The 15186-nt window shown below is 65.0% G+C and carries 17 protein-coding genes and 1 pseudogene; 11 read left to right on the forward strand and 7 right to left on the reverse strand.

Annotated elements, in window-relative coordinates:
* Window positions 1-262: 262 nt before the first annotated feature.
* The 6 genes from A5732_RS10915 to A5732_RS10940 all read left to right on the forward strand — a co-directional run bounded on the left by A5732_RS10915 (window position 263) and on the right by A5732_RS10940 (window position 3893).
* The gene (locus tag A5732_RS10915; protein ID WP_076052637.1) at window positions 263-1033 is read left to right on the forward strand and encodes an SDR family NAD(P)-dependent oxidoreductase; all 771 of its coding nucleotides are present in this window, start codon (window positions 263-265) and stop codon (window positions 1031-1033) included.
* Window positions 1034-1120: 87 nt separating this feature from the next.
* A complete protein-coding gene (locus tag A5732_RS10920; RefSeq protein ID WP_249266738.1) occupies window positions 1121-1693 on the forward strand; it encodes a cupin domain-containing protein in 573 nt (190 codons plus the stop codon).
* Between the two features lie 89 nt (window positions 1694-1782).
* Entirely contained in the window at window positions 1783-2094 is a 312-nt protein-coding gene (locus tag A5732_RS10925; RefSeq protein WP_076052638.1) for a hypothetical protein, read from the forward strand.
* A gap of 183 nt (window positions 2095-2277) precedes the next feature.
* Complete coding sequence (locus A5732_RS10930; RefSeq protein ID WP_249266746.1) at window positions 2278-2613, forward strand: GNAT family N-acetyltransferase; 336 nt, start codon at window positions 2278-2280, stop codon at window positions 2611-2613.
* Between the two features lie 50 nt (window positions 2614-2663).
* On the forward strand, window positions 2664-3416 hold the full coding sequence (locus tag A5732_RS10935; protein WP_076052640.1) for an SDR family oxidoreductase: 753 nt from the start codon (window positions 2664-2666) through the stop codon (window positions 3414-3416).
* 69 nt (window positions 3417-3485) lie between these two features.
* Window positions 3486-3893 (forward strand): cupin domain-containing protein, encoded by a 408-nt coding sequence (locus A5732_RS10940; protein ID WP_076052641.1) that lies wholly within the window; start codon window positions 3486-3488, stop codon window positions 3891-3893.
* Between the two features lie 157 nt (window positions 3894-4050).
* On the opposite strand, the gene A5732_RS27330 is transcribed toward A5732_RS10940, so the two are convergent.
* A complete protein-coding gene (locus tag A5732_RS27330; protein WP_170880022.1) occupies window positions 4051-4203 on the reverse strand; it encodes a hypothetical protein in 153 nt (50 codons plus the stop codon).
* A 242-nt stretch (window positions 4204-4445) separates the two neighbouring features.
* On the opposite strand from A5732_RS27330, the gene A5732_RS10945 reads away from it, so the two are divergent.
* Complete coding sequence (locus A5732_RS10945) at window positions 4446-4790, forward strand: hypothetical protein (RefSeq protein ID WP_064950781.1); 345 nt, start codon at window positions 4446-4448, stop codon at window positions 4788-4790.
* Window positions 4791-5261: 471 nt separating this feature from the next.
* On the opposite strand, the gene A5732_RS10955 is transcribed toward A5732_RS10945, so the two are convergent.
* Window positions 5262-5990: an N-acetylmuramoyl-L-alanine amidase gene (locus A5732_RS10955; protein ID WP_249266739.1), complete on the reverse strand. Its 729-nt coding sequence runs from the start codon at window positions 5988-5990 to the stop codon at window positions 5262-5264.
* A 745-nt stretch (window positions 5991-6735) separates the two neighbouring features.
* Between A5732_RS10955 and A5732_RS10960 the strand changes: the two genes are divergently transcribed.
* Window positions 6736-7809 carry an ABC transporter ATP-binding protein gene (locus tag A5732_RS10960; protein WP_076102185.1) on the forward strand — a complete coding sequence of 358 codons (1074 nt, stop codon included), beginning with the start codon at window positions 6736-6738 and terminating at the stop codon, window positions 7807-7809.
* A 160-nt stretch (window positions 7810-7969) separates the two neighbouring features.
* Window positions 7970-8575, forward strand: a complete 606-nt coding sequence (locus tag A5732_RS10965; protein WP_076052644.1) for an AMP-binding protein — start codon at window positions 7970-7972, stop codon at window positions 8573-8575.
* A gap of 123 nt (window positions 8576-8698) precedes the next feature.
* Here A5732_RS10965 and murQ read toward each other — a convergent pair whose 3' ends face one another.
* The 3 genes and pseudogenes from murQ to A5732_RS10980 form a co-directional block, all read right to left on the reverse strand.
* Window positions 8699-9580, reverse strand: coding sequence for an N-acetylmuramic acid 6-phosphate etherase (gene murQ / locus A5732_RS27835; RefSeq protein WP_436971820.1), 882 nt, complete (start codon window positions 9578-9580; stop codon window positions 8699-8701).
* Window positions 9581-9685: 105 nt separating this feature from the next.
* A pseudogene (locus A5732_RS27840) lies at window positions 9686-10480 on the reverse strand (BadF/BadG/BcrA/BcrD ATPase family protein); the annotation flags it as partial.
* Complete coding sequence (locus tag A5732_RS10980; protein WP_076052701.1) at window positions 10408-10776, reverse strand: VOC family protein; 369 nt, start codon at window positions 10774-10776, stop codon at window positions 10408-10410. The pseudogene A5732_RS27840 and the gene A5732_RS10980, both read right to left, overlap by 73 nt.
* A gap of 40 nt (window positions 10777-10816) precedes the next feature.
* Here A5732_RS10980 and A5732_RS10985 point away from each other — a divergent pair, with 40 nt between their 5' ends.
* The gene (locus A5732_RS10985) at window positions 10817-12145 is read left to right on the forward strand and encodes an adenylate/guanylate cyclase domain-containing protein (protein ID WP_076102186.1); all 1329 of its coding nucleotides are present in this window, start codon (window positions 10817-10819) and stop codon (window positions 12143-12145) included.
* 128 nt (window positions 12146-12273) lie between these two features.
* Window positions 12274-13005 carry a class I SAM-dependent methyltransferase gene (locus A5732_RS10990; RefSeq protein ID WP_076102187.1) on the forward strand — a complete coding sequence of 244 codons (732 nt, stop codon included), beginning with the start codon at window positions 12274-12276 and terminating at the stop codon, window positions 13003-13005.
* A gap of 7 nt (window positions 13006-13012) precedes the next feature.
* On the opposite strand, the gene A5732_RS10995 is transcribed toward A5732_RS10990, so the two are convergent.
* On the reverse strand, window positions 13013-14182 hold the full coding sequence (locus A5732_RS10995) for a glycosyltransferase (RefSeq protein WP_076102188.1): 1170 nt from the start codon (window positions 14180-14182) through the stop codon (window positions 13013-13015).
* Window positions 14179-15150, reverse strand: a complete 972-nt coding sequence (locus A5732_RS11000; RefSeq protein ID WP_076102189.1) for a UDP-glucuronic acid decarboxylase family protein — start codon at window positions 15148-15150, stop codon at window positions 14179-14181. The genes A5732_RS10995 and A5732_RS11000 overlap by 4 nt, the downstream gene beginning before the upstream one ends.
* Window positions 15151-15186: the final 36 nt, after the last annotated feature.

The following is a 15186-nucleotide window of genomic DNA, read 5'->3' on the forward strand; positions in this document are numbered from 1 at the left end:
AGCAGATGGCGCGCAATTCATTTAGGCCAACAAACTAACTATCGCGCGGCCTTAGCTTCACTCTGCGCTTCATTACTCACCCGGGTGAATAGGTGGTTGGGGTGATGACAGCTCACCCCGCCCGGCTGCAATCTCAGTACGACCAGGACCGGGCGGGATTGTCACCCCGGTCGCTGGGCGCCTTGGCTCAGGCCGTTATGCGTCATCGACGCCAAGGCGGTCCAGTCGGAGCCGTCAGGGGTACCAGGAAGGGAACCCGCATATGCATTTTGAGGGCAAGAAGGTCATTGTTGTCGGCGGCAGTGCCGGAATGGGCCGGCAGGTCGCGATCGACATCGTCGATCACGGCGGGAGCGCCGTCATCGTCGGACGCTCGAAAGCGCGTGTCGACGACACCGTCGCTCAGCTGACGAGCCGACGTGGCGAAGCCTTTGGCATCGCCGCCGAGCTGACGGATCGCGCTGCGATCGCGGATGTGCAGCGCGCGCTCTCGGACGATCACAGCGACGCGACACTGCTGGTAAATGCGGCCGGATTTTTCATCCCCAAGGCGTTCCTCGAGTACGACGCGCGGGACTACGACTCCTACATGGAGCTCAACTATGCCCTGTTCTTCCTGACCCAGACCGTGGTTGCGGGCATGATCGCCCGCGGGCAGGGCGGCTCCATCGTGAACATCGGCAGCATGTGGGCGCATCAGGCGCTCGGTCTGACCCCATCCGCTGGGCACTCGATGCAAAAAGCCGGCCTGCATGCGCTCACCCATAACCTGGCCATCGAGCTCGCCGGGCACAAGATCCGCGTCAACGCGGTGGCGCCGGCCGCCGTGAAAACCCCCGCTCTCGAGCGGTGGGTCCCGATAGACGAGATCGATGCCACGCTCGACGCTTTCGCGCCGCTTCATCCGCTGGGGCGGGTCGGAACCCCTGCCGACGTCGCCAATGCCGTCACGTATCTGCTCTCAGAGACGGCCAGCTGGGTAACCGGCGCAATTCTCAACGTCGACGGTGGCATCATGGCCGGCCGTAACTAACCCGACGAAGGTCCTCTGCCGGTAGCGGGCCGCCCGGAACATTTTGGCGTGCAGGGCAATTGTCCGCGCACTTAGCTAAGGAGCACCGTGTCACGCGAACACAACAAGAAGCCGGCCGCGGCCGGCGCGACAGACGACATCTTGAGGCCAGGCGGCCCGCCGGCTAAGTCTGTCGGCCGCACCGAGGGCAAGTCGGTGTTCCTTGGGACGATCGGTGTCCGCCACATCGTCGATTGGGTCCACGCGCAAGGGCGCTTCTCGGTCCTCGAGCATCCGATGTCACCTCGAGCGCTAGCCTCACCGCTTCATCGCCACCACAACGAAGATGAGTACAGCTGGATCATCGAGGGACGCGTCGGCGCTTTGCTTGGCGATGAGGTCCTCTACGGTGGACCCGGCGACTTCATTTTCAAGCCACGAGGCCAATGGCATACGTTCTGGAACGCGGGCGATGAGGCCGCCCGCATCCTTGAAATCATTTCCCCCGCAGGATTTGAGCAGTTCTTCGACGAGCTTGCCGACCTCGGCGGTGTGGACCAGATATCGACAGAGAACCTAGATGAACTCTGTACGCGGTACGACCTCGAGATGGATGTCGACAGTGTCCCCGAACTATGCAAACGCTTCAACTTGAAATTCCCCGGCGAACCTATTTGGTAGCGAACCGACGGATTCGAAATGCCTTTATGCTCAGGCAAAGTCGGCGGGAAGCTCACCCGTATGCCGGCGAAATATCAAGGAGGACAACCATGGACGGCGATTACGACGACCCGGGGCCCGATAACACCCTGGGTCCCAGCGAATCTCTGGACTCCGACGAGGTGCGCAACGACGATGGTGACATCGTGGTCGACGCACCATTGCGCTGGATCTCGCCGAAGGAAAATCTGACGCTGGATAAGCGCCTAGCCGCTGAGGAGCCCGAGTTCGGCTACACCGAGGAACCGCCGCTGCGGCCCCGGCGCCATCGCGGCCAGATCAGTGGCAGCCCGCACGACGGCCCATCGTTCTACGGTGTGGCGCGCGAAGAGTTTGACCAGGACGACGAGGACGTCGGCTGACCGCTAGCCCAGGTCCCCAGGGCCGTTGGTGGTCATGAGCGAGGCCGGGCAACATCATGAGGACGCGGCTGCACGAGCTTGACGTCCGCCGAGTTGCCGCCTGTGATGACATGGAAGGGATTTTTGACTGTGAGTGAATCACCAACGTCGATGGGCAGTATCGAACGCAGCGCCCACGATGGAGTGTTGACCATCATCACCGACAACACCCAAGAAGGGCGGTTCGAGGCCACCGTAGACGACCAGGTGATTGGTCGGCAGCCCTACCGCCGCTACCGCGGCCACATCGTGTTGATGGCCACCGAAGTCGATACGCAATGGCGTGATCGGGGTGTCTCCTCAGCGATGATCAGTGGTGTGCTCACACTGATCCGCAGGGCCGGGCACACGGTTATTCCGCGGTGCAAGATCACGGGTGACTACATCCTGCGCCATCCTGAATACCGGGATCTGGTGACCGACCAATATCAGGGATTGCTCCGGCCCGTGTCGCGGCCCGCTGCGCCCGACAGCACCTAACCGGGCTGCGCCGGGCGCAAGGGATCGTTGGCAACTCTGAAAGGTGCATCATGAAGATCGTAGTCATCGGCGGTCGCGGGCTGATCGGCTCGAAAGTCGCGTCCAAGCTCAGCGCGCAGGGCCATGACGTCGTCATCGCCTCACGCCGATCAGGTGTCGATTCGTTCACCGGTGAAGGCCTCGCCAGCGCGCTCGCCGGTGCTGATGTCCTGGTCGACGTCGCGGATTCGCCAGAGTTCGACGATGAACCGGTGATGCGCTTCTTCACCACCACGACCACGAATCTCCTTGCAGCCGAACAGGGAGCGGGAGTCGAACACCATGTGGCGTTGTCGGTGGTGGGTGCGCAGGTCATGCCGGATAGCGGCTACAACACCGCGAAAGCGGCACAGGAGAACCTGATCAGGGAATCGGGCCGGCCGTATTCGATCGTGCGAGCGACTCCCTTCTACGAATTCGCCGTCGGCTTGGCCGATTCCGCGACAGAGGGAGATATTGTCCGGCTGCCGCACGCGTTGTTCCGTCCTATCGCTGCCGACGATGTCGCCACCGCAGTCGCGCGCGCGGCTGTCGGGCGGCCTATCAACGGAGTAACGGAGATCGCCGGACCCGAAGTAATGGGGATGGACGACTTCGTCCGCACGGGCCTGGCCGCCAAGAGTGATCGACGTCGAGTCGTGACCGACGCCCAGGCGCCATACTTCGGTGCGGTGATCGACGATCACAGCCTGGAACCCGACGAGAACGCCACCATCTTCACTACTCGATTCTCCGACTGGATCGACGCAAGCCGCAGAATTTAGGAAAGTAATTGGTACCCAGGCGATTTCACCAGCACTGCACGCGTTTGCACATCATATAGGGGGTAACAGATGTTGGATACGACTGGCTCCGAATCGAAATCAACAATGATCGTGCTGCAGGAAGTATCGTCACCGTTGATTCCTGAAGATGCCCACGTGATGACGGTTCTCATCAACCATCCACCGGGCGCTCCTGGTTATCCACCACATCGGCTTCCCGGCGGTCCGGGATTCGGTTACATGATTGACGGTGAGATGTTGTTCGAGCTCGAGGGTGAAGCGCCACGCGTCCTGCGGGCTGGAGACGCGTTCTGGGGACCCGGCGGTGACGTGATCCACTATCAGGACGCGAACAACCGCACTGACATTCCTTGTAGCTTCGTCCTGACATTGTTCTGCCTGCCCGGGCAACCGATGCTCGAGCCGGTTACCGAAGAGGAGCTTGCGGAGCGAAAGGGACTGCGCGTCAACAGTTGATGTGATGGACCCGTCCGCTCTACCGGTTTCGATAGCGTCGCGTAGTCATTCGCGAAAACCTATGAGCAAACGTGCGATTCGACCGCGTAGCGCAGGCCCGAAAACCCGCAGTCAAAGCAGCGTGCTTCCTGGTCAGGGCAGGGGTTCGATTCAGGCCTCACGACTGCTTGACGGTGAAGTGGTAGTCGGCGTCCGTGCCGCCGGCTTGGATCCGCACGGAGTACTGGCCTGGTGCGAGGCTGAGCGGCCCCATCGGGTCGCACGCGTCGTACATGCCGCGGTCGTTGAGTGCCCCGCTGGCATCGACCACGGACCATTCGAATCCGTTGACTTGTCACGCGCGCGGTATGGCGAAGCCGCCCAAGGAATTTGAAGGTCAGGATCCGCCTGCACGACGCTTCTTGGTCGCCAACCAGTCCCGTGGCGGATCGGCCGCAACCATCACGGCTCGGCAGCCATGGGTCGCGACGATCCAACCCGTTGGGCGTCGAAGGGTCCTGCCTTTCAACTCGGATTGCTTGTCCGGTCTGCCACTTCGATTAGGCTTGATTCATGGGTGGCGAGTTCATCGAAATCCGGATAACCCACCCCCGGGAGTTTATCGAGCGGACGCCCGAGGCCGTCCGCCCACGGTTGCTGGACTGGCAGGTTGACGCCAAGGGCAGGCACGTCGCCTGGCGCTACCGGATAACCCGCTACGAGCAGGACGGCCAACCGAGGTGGTGGTTGGATGGAACCGGCCAGCACCCGTGGACCAGCGACGATGTTGAGTACCTGAAGGACGTGGCCGAGCACCACGCCGGTCGGCTTTTGCGCAGACAGCGATGGCGGCCTAAGAGCATGTACAACGGCCAGGAGCCGCCGCTGTGGCTAGGTGGTCGAGGGTGGTCTTCATAGGTGACCCCCCTTGATGCCGTCAACACCCCAGGACGAACCGCAGACAACGAGCGGGAACGAACGGGCAGTTCAGCCCATTGAAAGTAGGTGTTGCGGCTGGTCTGCCAAGGGGAGCGGCACGCGACTAGGAAGCGTCGCGCAGGCGGGTCTCCACATCCTTGATTCCCTGGCGCAAGTGCTGGGCCAACGACCATTCCTCACCGCTATGGGCATCGCGTAACGCCACGTCTACTGCCGATTTGGCGTCCGAGAGGTGCCCTCGGCGTTCCTCTCCCTGAGCGGTGATGGCATGAAGGACGGCCCTCACGGCCTCCTGACAAGCGTTGGCGAAACCGCTGAGATGTGTGACCGACATGCTGACCCCTTTTTTGTGCCCGTTCAGGCGAAGTGCCCGCTGTTACGGGACTACAAACATTCCGGCGATCTCAGTCCCGGGCGGCGCCACCAACGAGCGCCTGCGGGGAGCGCAGGTCAGTTGCCGGCTTCGATTGACGCGACTCTTGCGGCCGCATCGGGACCGCAGAAGCGCTGGAGGTCCACTCCGCCCGCGCCGACCAGGTCGTCAATGCGGCGCTTGAGGTCGCCCGAGGAAATGTGGGCGTACAGGTTTCTACCCGGGCAGGAGGTTTGGGCCAGGTCCCGATGGCCCGCCAGTGTGTCGGTCGAAACGTGAAAATTCTGAGCCGCCCATGCGAACGCGCGAGCCGCTCCCTGGAGCTGGGCCTCTGGCACAGCCTCTTGATCGAAGTCTCCTTCGCAGAGAACCAGGAAATGGCCCGTCGTGTCGTAGTCCGTCGCGGTATCGCCGGCGATCTCGGTGCTCCGCAGTTCGTAGATGTTGCCATTGCGGTCCACGCCGACGTGATAGGCGATGTCGATCCACCCGTGCTGGTCCTGGTGGTATCGCTGATCCTGTCGGAGATGGCTTGGAGCATTGCGGTTTTCGCCAAGGACGACGGCCTCATGGTGGAGAGTCATCCGGGTGATGGTGTGGCGCTTCCCTCCGGAGCGGGCCGGTCGCGCGCCCCAGGCGTCCCGGCATAGCAACAGTGCCGAAGTCGTCGCGGTCAGGCTTGCACTGATTGTTCGCGTCGGAGTCGAGCAGCCGCCGACCATGGACGCCACGCCGGCGCTGCCGGCCAGCGCCAGCAACTGACGGCGGCTGAAAAAAGCTGGCCGGCCGGACGCAGGCTCACACACGGTCCTCACGATACGGGCGTGAGCCGGCCTTTCTGGCGAGATCAGATCAGGCGAGGCGGGTATTGGCCGTAAATGCCTGAGGAGTCTCCGGCCATGAATGCCTGGTGCTGGTTGTCGGCGCGGGCTGCCATCTTGACTCGCTCGTTACACCGGTAGCCACATCCCACACATAAGCAGGGTGAGGACCAGGTGCAGGGCGTGAGTTGGGCCGCTGGTCACGATCACCGGCGCCGGCGCCCCTACCGTGTTGTTGATGACGATCGACGGCGGGGGAGGGGGCGGGGGTGCGTAGATCGTCCATTGCTGCCCGTCGAAATAGCGTTGCGTCGCATGCGGGAGCGCTGTCTCGCCCTCACGCCCACGCGCAAAACACGCGATGGGGGCAGTCGACGTTGTTCGATCCCGACTCATAGATTCGCATCGATCGAGCGGCTAGCGCGTCCCGATGACCGACATGTATTTCCGTCGGCTCGAATGCTTTTCGGAATTGGTGCCGGCCAAGTCTCGCTGGATGCAGGGCTGGGAAATTCTTGAGGCACGGGTCGGGGAAAGTCTGATGAGTCTTGGAGATCGGGCCTGCGCGTCGTCGGATTAAACTGCTGTGGGTTTGGCGGTTCCATCCAGCGTTTGCGGCCATCATCCCGAGAATTCTCGGCTCAGTGCGGTTGCGTGGCGGTTAAACGGATATCCCAGTCTTTGACCATCGATTGCGGTGGCCGGAAATTAACGGTCCCGGAGGACCAAGATGGGCATCGGAATTTCAGTTGAGGGGCTAAGCAAGTCATTCGGCTCTGCGCGGGTGTGGGAAGACGTCACGCTGGACATCCCTGCGGGTGAGGTGAGCGGGCTGATAGGCCCGTCCGGCACCGGCAAGTCGGTTTTTTTGAAGTCATTGATCGGGTTGCTGGTGCCGGAGCAGGGCAAGATCATCATCGACGGCAGCGACATCATGAAGAGCACGGCGAAAGAGCTGTACGAGATCCGCAGGCTGTTCGGCGTCATGTTCCAGGACGGCGCGCTGTTCGGCTCGATGAGCCTGTACGACAACACGGCGTTTCCGCTGCGCGAGCACACCAAAAAGAAGGAAAGCGAGATCCGTGACATCGTCATGGAGAAGCTCCAGCTGGTGGGCTTGGGCGGCGACGAGAACAAAATGCCCGGCGAGATCTCCGGCGGTATGAAAAAGCGCGCCGGCCTGGCCCGCTCGCTGGTGCTCGACCCGCAGATCATCCTCTGCGACGAGCCCGACTCCGGCCTGGACCCCGTCCGCACCGCCTACCTGAGCCAGCTAATCCTCGACATCAACGCACAAACTGACGCCACGATCCTGATCGTGACGCACAACATCAACGTCGCACGCACTGTGCCGGACAACATTGGCATGTTGTTCCGAAAGCACCTGGTCATGTTCGGCCCCCGCGAAGTGCTGCTGACGAGCGACGAACCGGTTGTTGGGCAGTTCCTCAATGGCCGCCGCCTCGGGCCGATCGGCATGTCGGAGGAGAAGGACGAGGCGACGATGGCTGAAGAGCAGGCCCAGGTCGACGCGGGTCACCACGCCGGTGGTGTAGAGGACATCGAGGGCATGCCGCCGCAGATTACCGCCACACCCGGCATGCCGGAACGCAAAGCCGTCGAGCGTCGCCGTGCCCGGGTGCGCGAAATCCTGCCCACGCTACCGACAAACGCGCAGGCGGCGATCCGCGAGGACCTCGAAGGCACCCACAACCACCAGTCCGGCCAGTCCGGGGACGAATCAGGCGGGCGCGGCCGCGAGGACACCGATACGCCATCGACCACTGCCGCACACCGGGGTTGAGCGGGCAAAGCGCCATGCCGGTCGGTGTCTGGGGCGTACCAACTGCGGAGGAGACGCGATGCGACAGCACATTTCGACACTGCACTCTTCGCCGATGTGCCGGCACACCGGCCGCTGTTCGGGCACATGCCCGCGTTCGGTTTAACGACAGGAGCGCTCAATGAGCTTCAACCTCGCCGTCATCCTTCGTGAATCTTCAAATGCCCATCCCGATAAACCGCTCTGCCATCTCGGGGAGCAGACCTTCAGCTACGCTCAGGTCGACGAGCTCTCCGGTCGGATCGCCACCAGCCTGCGTGCCCTGGGCGTGCGTCGCGGTGACAAGGTGGCGGTGCACCTACCCAACATGCCCCATTTCTTGTTCGCCTACTTCGGCGTTCTGAAAGTCGGTGCGGTGCTGGTGCGGCTGAACCCGCTCCTGCGCGCGCCTGAGATCTTGTACCGCCTCGCCAATTGTGGGGCGCGACTGCTGATCACCTTCGAGGCCTCGGCTGGAGAGGCTCTCCGCGGCGCCGCCGAAATCGATGGGCTGCCAACGTATGTGGTGAAGGCGCCAATGAACGCCCAACTCCCCGCGGGCACACATCATTTCGATGAGCTGTATTTCGCCGAAGACACCAAAGAGATCGAGCCGACAGACGCCGACGACACGGCGGTCATCGTTTACACCAGCGGCACTACCGGCAAACCCAACGGCGCTGAGCTCACACATTTTCAGTTGTACAGCAGCTGCGCCAGCACCGATGAGCCTGTTTGGTTTCCGTGATGAGGGCATCAGGTATCGCGCGCTGCTTACGCTCGACGACGGTGGCCACGACCTGACCGCGTTGAGTTCGGCGAGCACCTGAAACCTGCTGTAGCTGAATGTGTTCGGGCATATGGACCACGCTCATGTCCCACCGAGCGCGTCCCGCACGCGTCCGCGGGCCCGGTCGAGCCGGGCGGCGGCCTCGGCCGCGTCGACGCCCGCGAGCAGCGCCACGATCGCGGTCTTGGCGTGACCGCCCGCGGCGGCGAGCGCGGCTGCCGCGGCCTCCTCGTCGACGCCGGCCGCGTCGCGGACGATCCGCACCGCCCGGCGGCGCACCTTCGCGTTGGTCGCGCGCACGTCGACCATCCGCGGCCCGTACGCCTTGCCGAGCGCGATCATCACGCTCGTCGAGAGCGCGTTGAGCACCACCTTCTGGGCTGTGCCCGCGGTCAGCCGCGTGGAGCCGGCGAGCACCTCGGGCCCGGTCAACAGTTCGATCACCACGTCGGCGGACGCCTCGCTGCCGGGGTTGTTGACGATCGCGACGGTCAGGGCGCCCGCGGCGCGCGCGTGCTCGAGCGCCCCGAGCACGTACGGTGTGCGGCCCGACGCCGTGATCCCGACGAGCGCGTCGGCGGCGGTCAGGTCGGCGAGTTCGGCGGGATCGAACGTGTCTTCGGCACCCTCGATCGCTACGGTCAGCGCCGCCGGTCCGCCGGCGATCACGCCGCGCACCAGGTCGGTGCCGAACGTCGGCGCGCACTCGGCGGCGTCGAGTACCCCGAGCCGACCGGGTGTCCCGGCGCCGGCGTAGACCAGGCGGCCGCCTCGCTCGAGCCGCGCGGCGATCGCCTCGGCGGCCGCCGCGATCCGTGGGACCGCCGCGGCCACCGCTCCGTGCGCTTCGGCTTCGGCGGCAACGAGCAGCGCGACGACCTCCGGGATGGGGCGCGCGTCGAGATCGTCAAGGTCTGGCCGAACCGCCTCGGTGGCGAGTGCGTCGAGCCCTTGCGGGACAATGGCTTTCGGATCCGCCTGCACGCGAATCAGATACGGCTCGTGGATCGCCCGTAGTTGCAGCGCGCCGTCGAGCGCGTCGCCGGCGGCCGGGATGAGGTCCAGCTGCGCGCGCAGCGCCGGGACTCCCGCGAGTCCGCCGACCATCGCCACCGGGCCATCCCCGGCCGCGCGGGCGGTCGCGGCGAGCGCATCGGCGGCCGCGCTGATGATCGCCAGCGCCGCGGCGTCGCCCTCCGCGGCCAGGACGTCGGGCGCGAACGACGCCAGCGCGGCGGCATCGGTGAGCTGCGCGGACCAGGTCTCCGGCGCGCCGAAGCGGGCGCGGGCGGCGTCGAGCAGCGTGGTGGCCGGTCCGCGGCCGTCGTGAGCGCGCAACGCCGCGCGCAGCCCGGCGGCGCCGATCCACGCGCCGCCGCCCTCGTCGCCCAGCCAGGGGCCCCAACCGTCGGCGCTGCGCAGCGCGCCGTTCGCGTCGATCGCGAGCGCCACCACGCCCGTGCCTACGATCAGCACGGCGCCCGGCTCCCCATTCAGCGCGCCCGCGTGTGCGATCACCGCGTCACTCGTCACGGCGACGCGTTGCACCCCAAGCGATTTCAACAACGCATCGCCCAGAGCATGCGCCGCGTCCGGCGCCGCCAGCGCCCCGGCCGCGCCCACGACCACCTCGTCGACCGGGCCGAAATCTCGCGCGATGGCCAGGATCGCCGCCTCCGCGGCCCGTACGCCGCCGGGCGTCGCGAGCCCCGGCGCGCCCGCGCCCTGGACCCTGCGGCCACCGCCTGCCGCGGCCCGGCAGGACGTCTTACCCAGGTCGACGGCGAGGATCACCGCAGCTTCTGCGCGAATTCGATGATGTTGCCGTCCGGGTCGGCGATGTGCAGCGTCCGTTCGTGCCACGGTCGATCCACCGGTCCGCTCAGGATTTCGACACCGAGCCCTTGCAACCGTGCCGCTTCCGCATCGACGTCGTCGATCAGGAAGCCGATCTCGCCGCAGGGCGGGTTGCCGCCCTCGCGACCGATGAGCTCCGGCAACTTCGAGCGTTCGAAGAGTGAGAACTTCGTGTTCTCCATTTCGAACTCGACATAGCCGTCGCCCTCGATCCGTACCCGAAGACCGATCACATTCTGGTAAAACGCCACGGACCGGCGCAGCGACTCGACATAGTGAATGACGTAGTCCACACGACGCATGAAGGCACCGTAGCGTTTCCCCGCGGCGTAAGGTTCGACCATGAACGTCCCGCCGGACATTCGCTATGCCAAGAGCGGTGGCCTCAACATCGCGTTCTCGGTGACCGGAGCCGGGCCCGACCTCGTCGTCGCGCCCGGCTTCATCTCGCACCTCGACATCATGTTGGAGGAGCCGTCGGTCGTTCACTTCTACTCGCGGCTCGCGTCCTTTCGTCGCGTCGTCACCTTTGACAAGCGGGGCACCGGTCTCTCGGATCCGGTGATGCACGCGCCGACGTTGGAAGAGTCCGTCGATGACCTGCGCGCCGTCATGGACGCGGCCGGATGTGAACGCGCCGACCTCGTGGGCGTTTCGGAGGGCGGCACGATGGCGATGCTGACAGCGGCGAGCCATCCCGATCGGGTGAATGCGCTTGTCCTATATGGCTCGTTCTCCCGGCTGCTCCGATCGACTGACTACCCGCTCGGCGTCACCGAGAAGCAGCTGTCGGCGTTGGTTGAAGTGAGTGCGAAAGGCTGGGGTGAGGGCGTCGGATTGGGCGCCTGGGCTCCAAGCCGGCGAGGCGACGCCGATTTCCGGCGGTGGTGGGCGCGGCTGCAGCGCGTGGCCGCCAGCCCGGGCATGGTCCGCAACATCTTCGCGCTCTATCCGCAGCTGGACATCCGTGACGTGCTGCCCGCGATCCAGGCGCCGACGCTCGTGGTGCACCGGCGCGACGACCGGATGGTGAGGTGCGAGTTGGGTCGCTACCTTGCCGACCACATCCCCGGGGCCAAGTTCGTCGAGATCGACGGCGCCGACCATCTGTTCTTTACGGACGACGCCGATGCGCTGCTCGATGAGGTCGAGGAGTTCCTTACCGGCGTCCGTCCGCAGCCGGCGGTCGAGCGCGTCCTGGCCACGGTGCTGTTCACCGACATCGTCGACTCCACGAAGCGGGCGGTCGAGCTTGGCGACCAGCGATGGAAGGAGCTGCTCGGCAGGCACGACGCCCAGGTACGGCGCCAGCTCGCACGGTTCCAGGGTTGTGAGGTCAACACGACGGGCGACGGCTTCCTCGCCCGGTTCGACGGGCCCGCCCGCGCGATCCGGTGCGCCATGGCGATCCGCGACGTAATGCGGAGTCTGGGCCTCGAGGTGCGGGCGGGCGTCCACACGGGTGAGGTCGAGTTGCGCGACGACGACATCAGCGGCATCGCGGTCCACATCGCGGCGCGTGTGGCGGCGGCGGCCGGGGCCGGCGAGGTGCTCGTTTCGCGCATCGTCGTCGACCTGGTCGCCGGGTCGGGCCTCAGCTTCAGCACTCGCGGCGAGCACGTCCTCAAGGGTGTGACGGGTGCGTGGGGGCTGTTCGCCGTCGAGGGTTGACGCCCGGCACCGATTGCAGCGGGGCGCAGAACTGATACCGTTCAAATCGCAGGTGGTTCACCATATTGACCGCACGAAAACCGGCAGCCCACAACCGCACTGGAGGAGTTCATGCGCAGGAGCGCGTCATGAGCGATGCCGCCTGGGCCCTCTATACCGAGCAGATGAACAACGTCGACGGCTGGTTCTTCGAGGCCGATGTCGAGCTGTTCAGCCAGTTGCTCGCGTGCCAGACGGCCGAGGGCATCACGGGTGACATGCTGGAGATCGGCGCGTACCAGGGCAAGTCCGCCATCTTGATGGGTTACGGCCTGCGTGACGATGAAGACCTGGTGATCTGCGATCTGTTCGGCGCCGTGATGGATCACGCCGACATCGCGCGGGCCCCGCGCCAAGAGTACTCCGGCCTGGATCAGCAGCAGTTCCTGGCCAATTGGGATCGGTTCCACACCCGCCGGCCAACGCTGGAGGTGTGCGAATCATCGGCGCTCGATCTGGGAGAACGGGCACTGCGTTTCGTCCACATCGACGGTTGTCACGCTTACCGGTGCGTCGCCAACGACATCAGCCTCGCCGTGACGCACACGGCCGAACGGGGCGTGATCGTGATGGACGATTATCGAGGGGTCGAAACCCCCGGCGTGGCGGCGGCCGTCTGGCAGGCCGTCGGCAATGGCTTCGTGTTTCCCTTCGCCGCGACGTATATGAAGCTCTACGCCTGCACGTCGGCCGCAGATCAGAGTTACTGGTCAGAACGGATCCGGGATCGCGGCGACATCTGCGCATTCCCCGATTTCGAGTTCCCGTCATATCGCAGCGTTTCGGATATGCAGATTCAGCACTCGACCGACGAGCACTGACGGGGCTTCAGCCCGAGTCTTGGCCGACCGTGGCTTCCACGAGATCGGCGGCCGTGGCGGCGCTTTCGGCGGGCGTGGCCATCTGCGCGGCGACCTCAAGGGTTCGGGCGATGCAGTGCGGAGTGAGGATGGCCCGCAGATCGGCGAGCAGCGAATCCGGGGTGGTTGCGGAGAAGTGGCGTCCGATGCCGACGCCCAGCTGGCCGACCGCGGCGGCCCACATCGGCTGATCGACCGAAACCGCAAGGGCCAACGTAGGTTTGCCGGCCCGTATGCCGGCGAACGTGGTGCCGGGACCCCCGTGGTGCACGACCGCGCGGCAAGCGGGAAAGACGGCCGAGTGGTTCACCGCGCCCACGACCTTTACCTGGTCGAATTGCGGGATGCCGGCCAAATCACTTACGCCGCTGCAGATCAGCGCACGCTCGCCCAGTTGCGCGCAGGCCCCGTTGATCATCTCGAGCAAGCCGGCGTGAAACGCGACTCGCGCGCTACTGCCAAAGCCGAAGTAAATCGGCGGCGTTCCCGCGGCGATCCATAACGACACCTCGTCGTCGACATTCGTCGTCAGCTCCAGCGTCAGCCCGCCGACGAAAGGCCGTCGGACACCCCATTTCGCCCACTCGGCTGCCAGCCCGGGGAAGAAGAGTTCGTCGTAGGCCTGCATCTCCAGCGGTTGTCGCGCCGAGGGCCCCGTTTGCTTTGGGAGGCCCAACGTTTGGCGCAGGGCGTCTTCGGCCTCTTTGGTAACTTGCGTACCCGTATCACGCCCGAGCGGGTAGATGTGCAGCGCAGCCTGCGGAATGTCGTAGTATTCCGCAACATTGGCGGCCAACCCCTGCTGGCTCGCGTCGGTCAACAACAGGTCGGCCCCGTCTGCCAACGACGTGAGCGCCGTGCCCAGCTGCGGCCAGAGTCGTTTGAGATCCTCCGAAATCACCCACGCCATGAAGACCGGGTTGGGCGACTCCCCGTACTTGCGGGCGATGTCCGCGTTCTGCCGAACCTGGTCGGGACCGTGGGGGACCGCAGCAAGCCCCGCCGACTCGACGAAGCCGACATAGTTGGGCGGCACCGCCATGGTGACATCGTGTCCGCGGCGCTGCAGCTCCCGACCGATGGTGGCGCACGGCTCGACGTCACCCCGAGTTCCCAAGGTTGCCAGCACAACTCTCATCGCCGGACGCCCCCAGCGGAGCCAGGGTCGACGATGCCCCTGAAATATTCGATCGTCCGTTCGACGCCGTCTTCGAACGAGAATCGTGGAATCCAGCCGAGGGCGGATTCGGCGAGAGTGATGTCCGGCCTGCGCTGCTTCGGGTCGTCCGGCGGCAGTGGCTCAAAGACCGTCGCCGAGGACGATCCGGTCATTTCCTTGATAAGGATCGCGGTTTCGAGGACGGTGCGTTCGGCTGGGCTGCCGAGGTTGACGGGTCCGGTGAACGAAGCGTCGCTCGCCGCCATAGTGACGAGCCCTTCGACGAGATCGTCGACATAACAAAAGGAACGGGTCTGACTTCCGTCCCCGAAGACGGTGATCGGTTCTTCGCGCAGCGCCTGGACGATGAACGATGAGATGATTCGGCCGTCGTCTGGATCCATCCTCGGACCGTAGGTATTGAAGATGCGGACGACCTTGATCGGGACGCGGTAGCGACGCGCGTACTCGAGCGTCAGCGTTTCCGCGACCCGCTTGCCTTCCTCGTAGCAGGCCCGCACCCCGAAGCAGTTGGCATGACCCCAGTAACTCTCGGCCTGCGGATGGATCGTCGGATCCCCGTAGACCTCGCTGGTGGAGGCCTGCAGAATCGTCGCCCCCCGGTCGCGCGCCAGTTCCAGTAGGTTCCGGGTCCCGACGTAATTGGTCTCCAGGGTGAACAGGGGATCCCGCTGGTAGGCGCGCGGCGACGCGGGGCAGGCCAGGTTGAAGATGACGTCCAGCGGACCCGGCACGACCGCGTCGACCGGCCGGGTGATGTCATGCTCGACGAAACTGAAGCCCGGGTCCCGGTCGAGCTGCGCGATGTTCTCCCGCCTGCCCGTACAGAAGTTGTCGAGTCCGATGACTTCGATGCCGTCGCGGCGGAGACGATCGCACAGGTGGGACCCGAGGAATCCGGCGGCGCCCGCGACGAGGGCTCTCACTGCTTGTTCTCCTTAGTTCCGGCCATCGAACACGTA

The sequence above is a fragment of the Mycobacterium colombiense genome (genome assembly GCF_001953985.1).
Lineage (GTDB): Bacteria > Actinomycetota > Actinomycetes > Mycobacteriales > Mycobacteriaceae > Mycobacterium > Mycobacterium colombiense_B.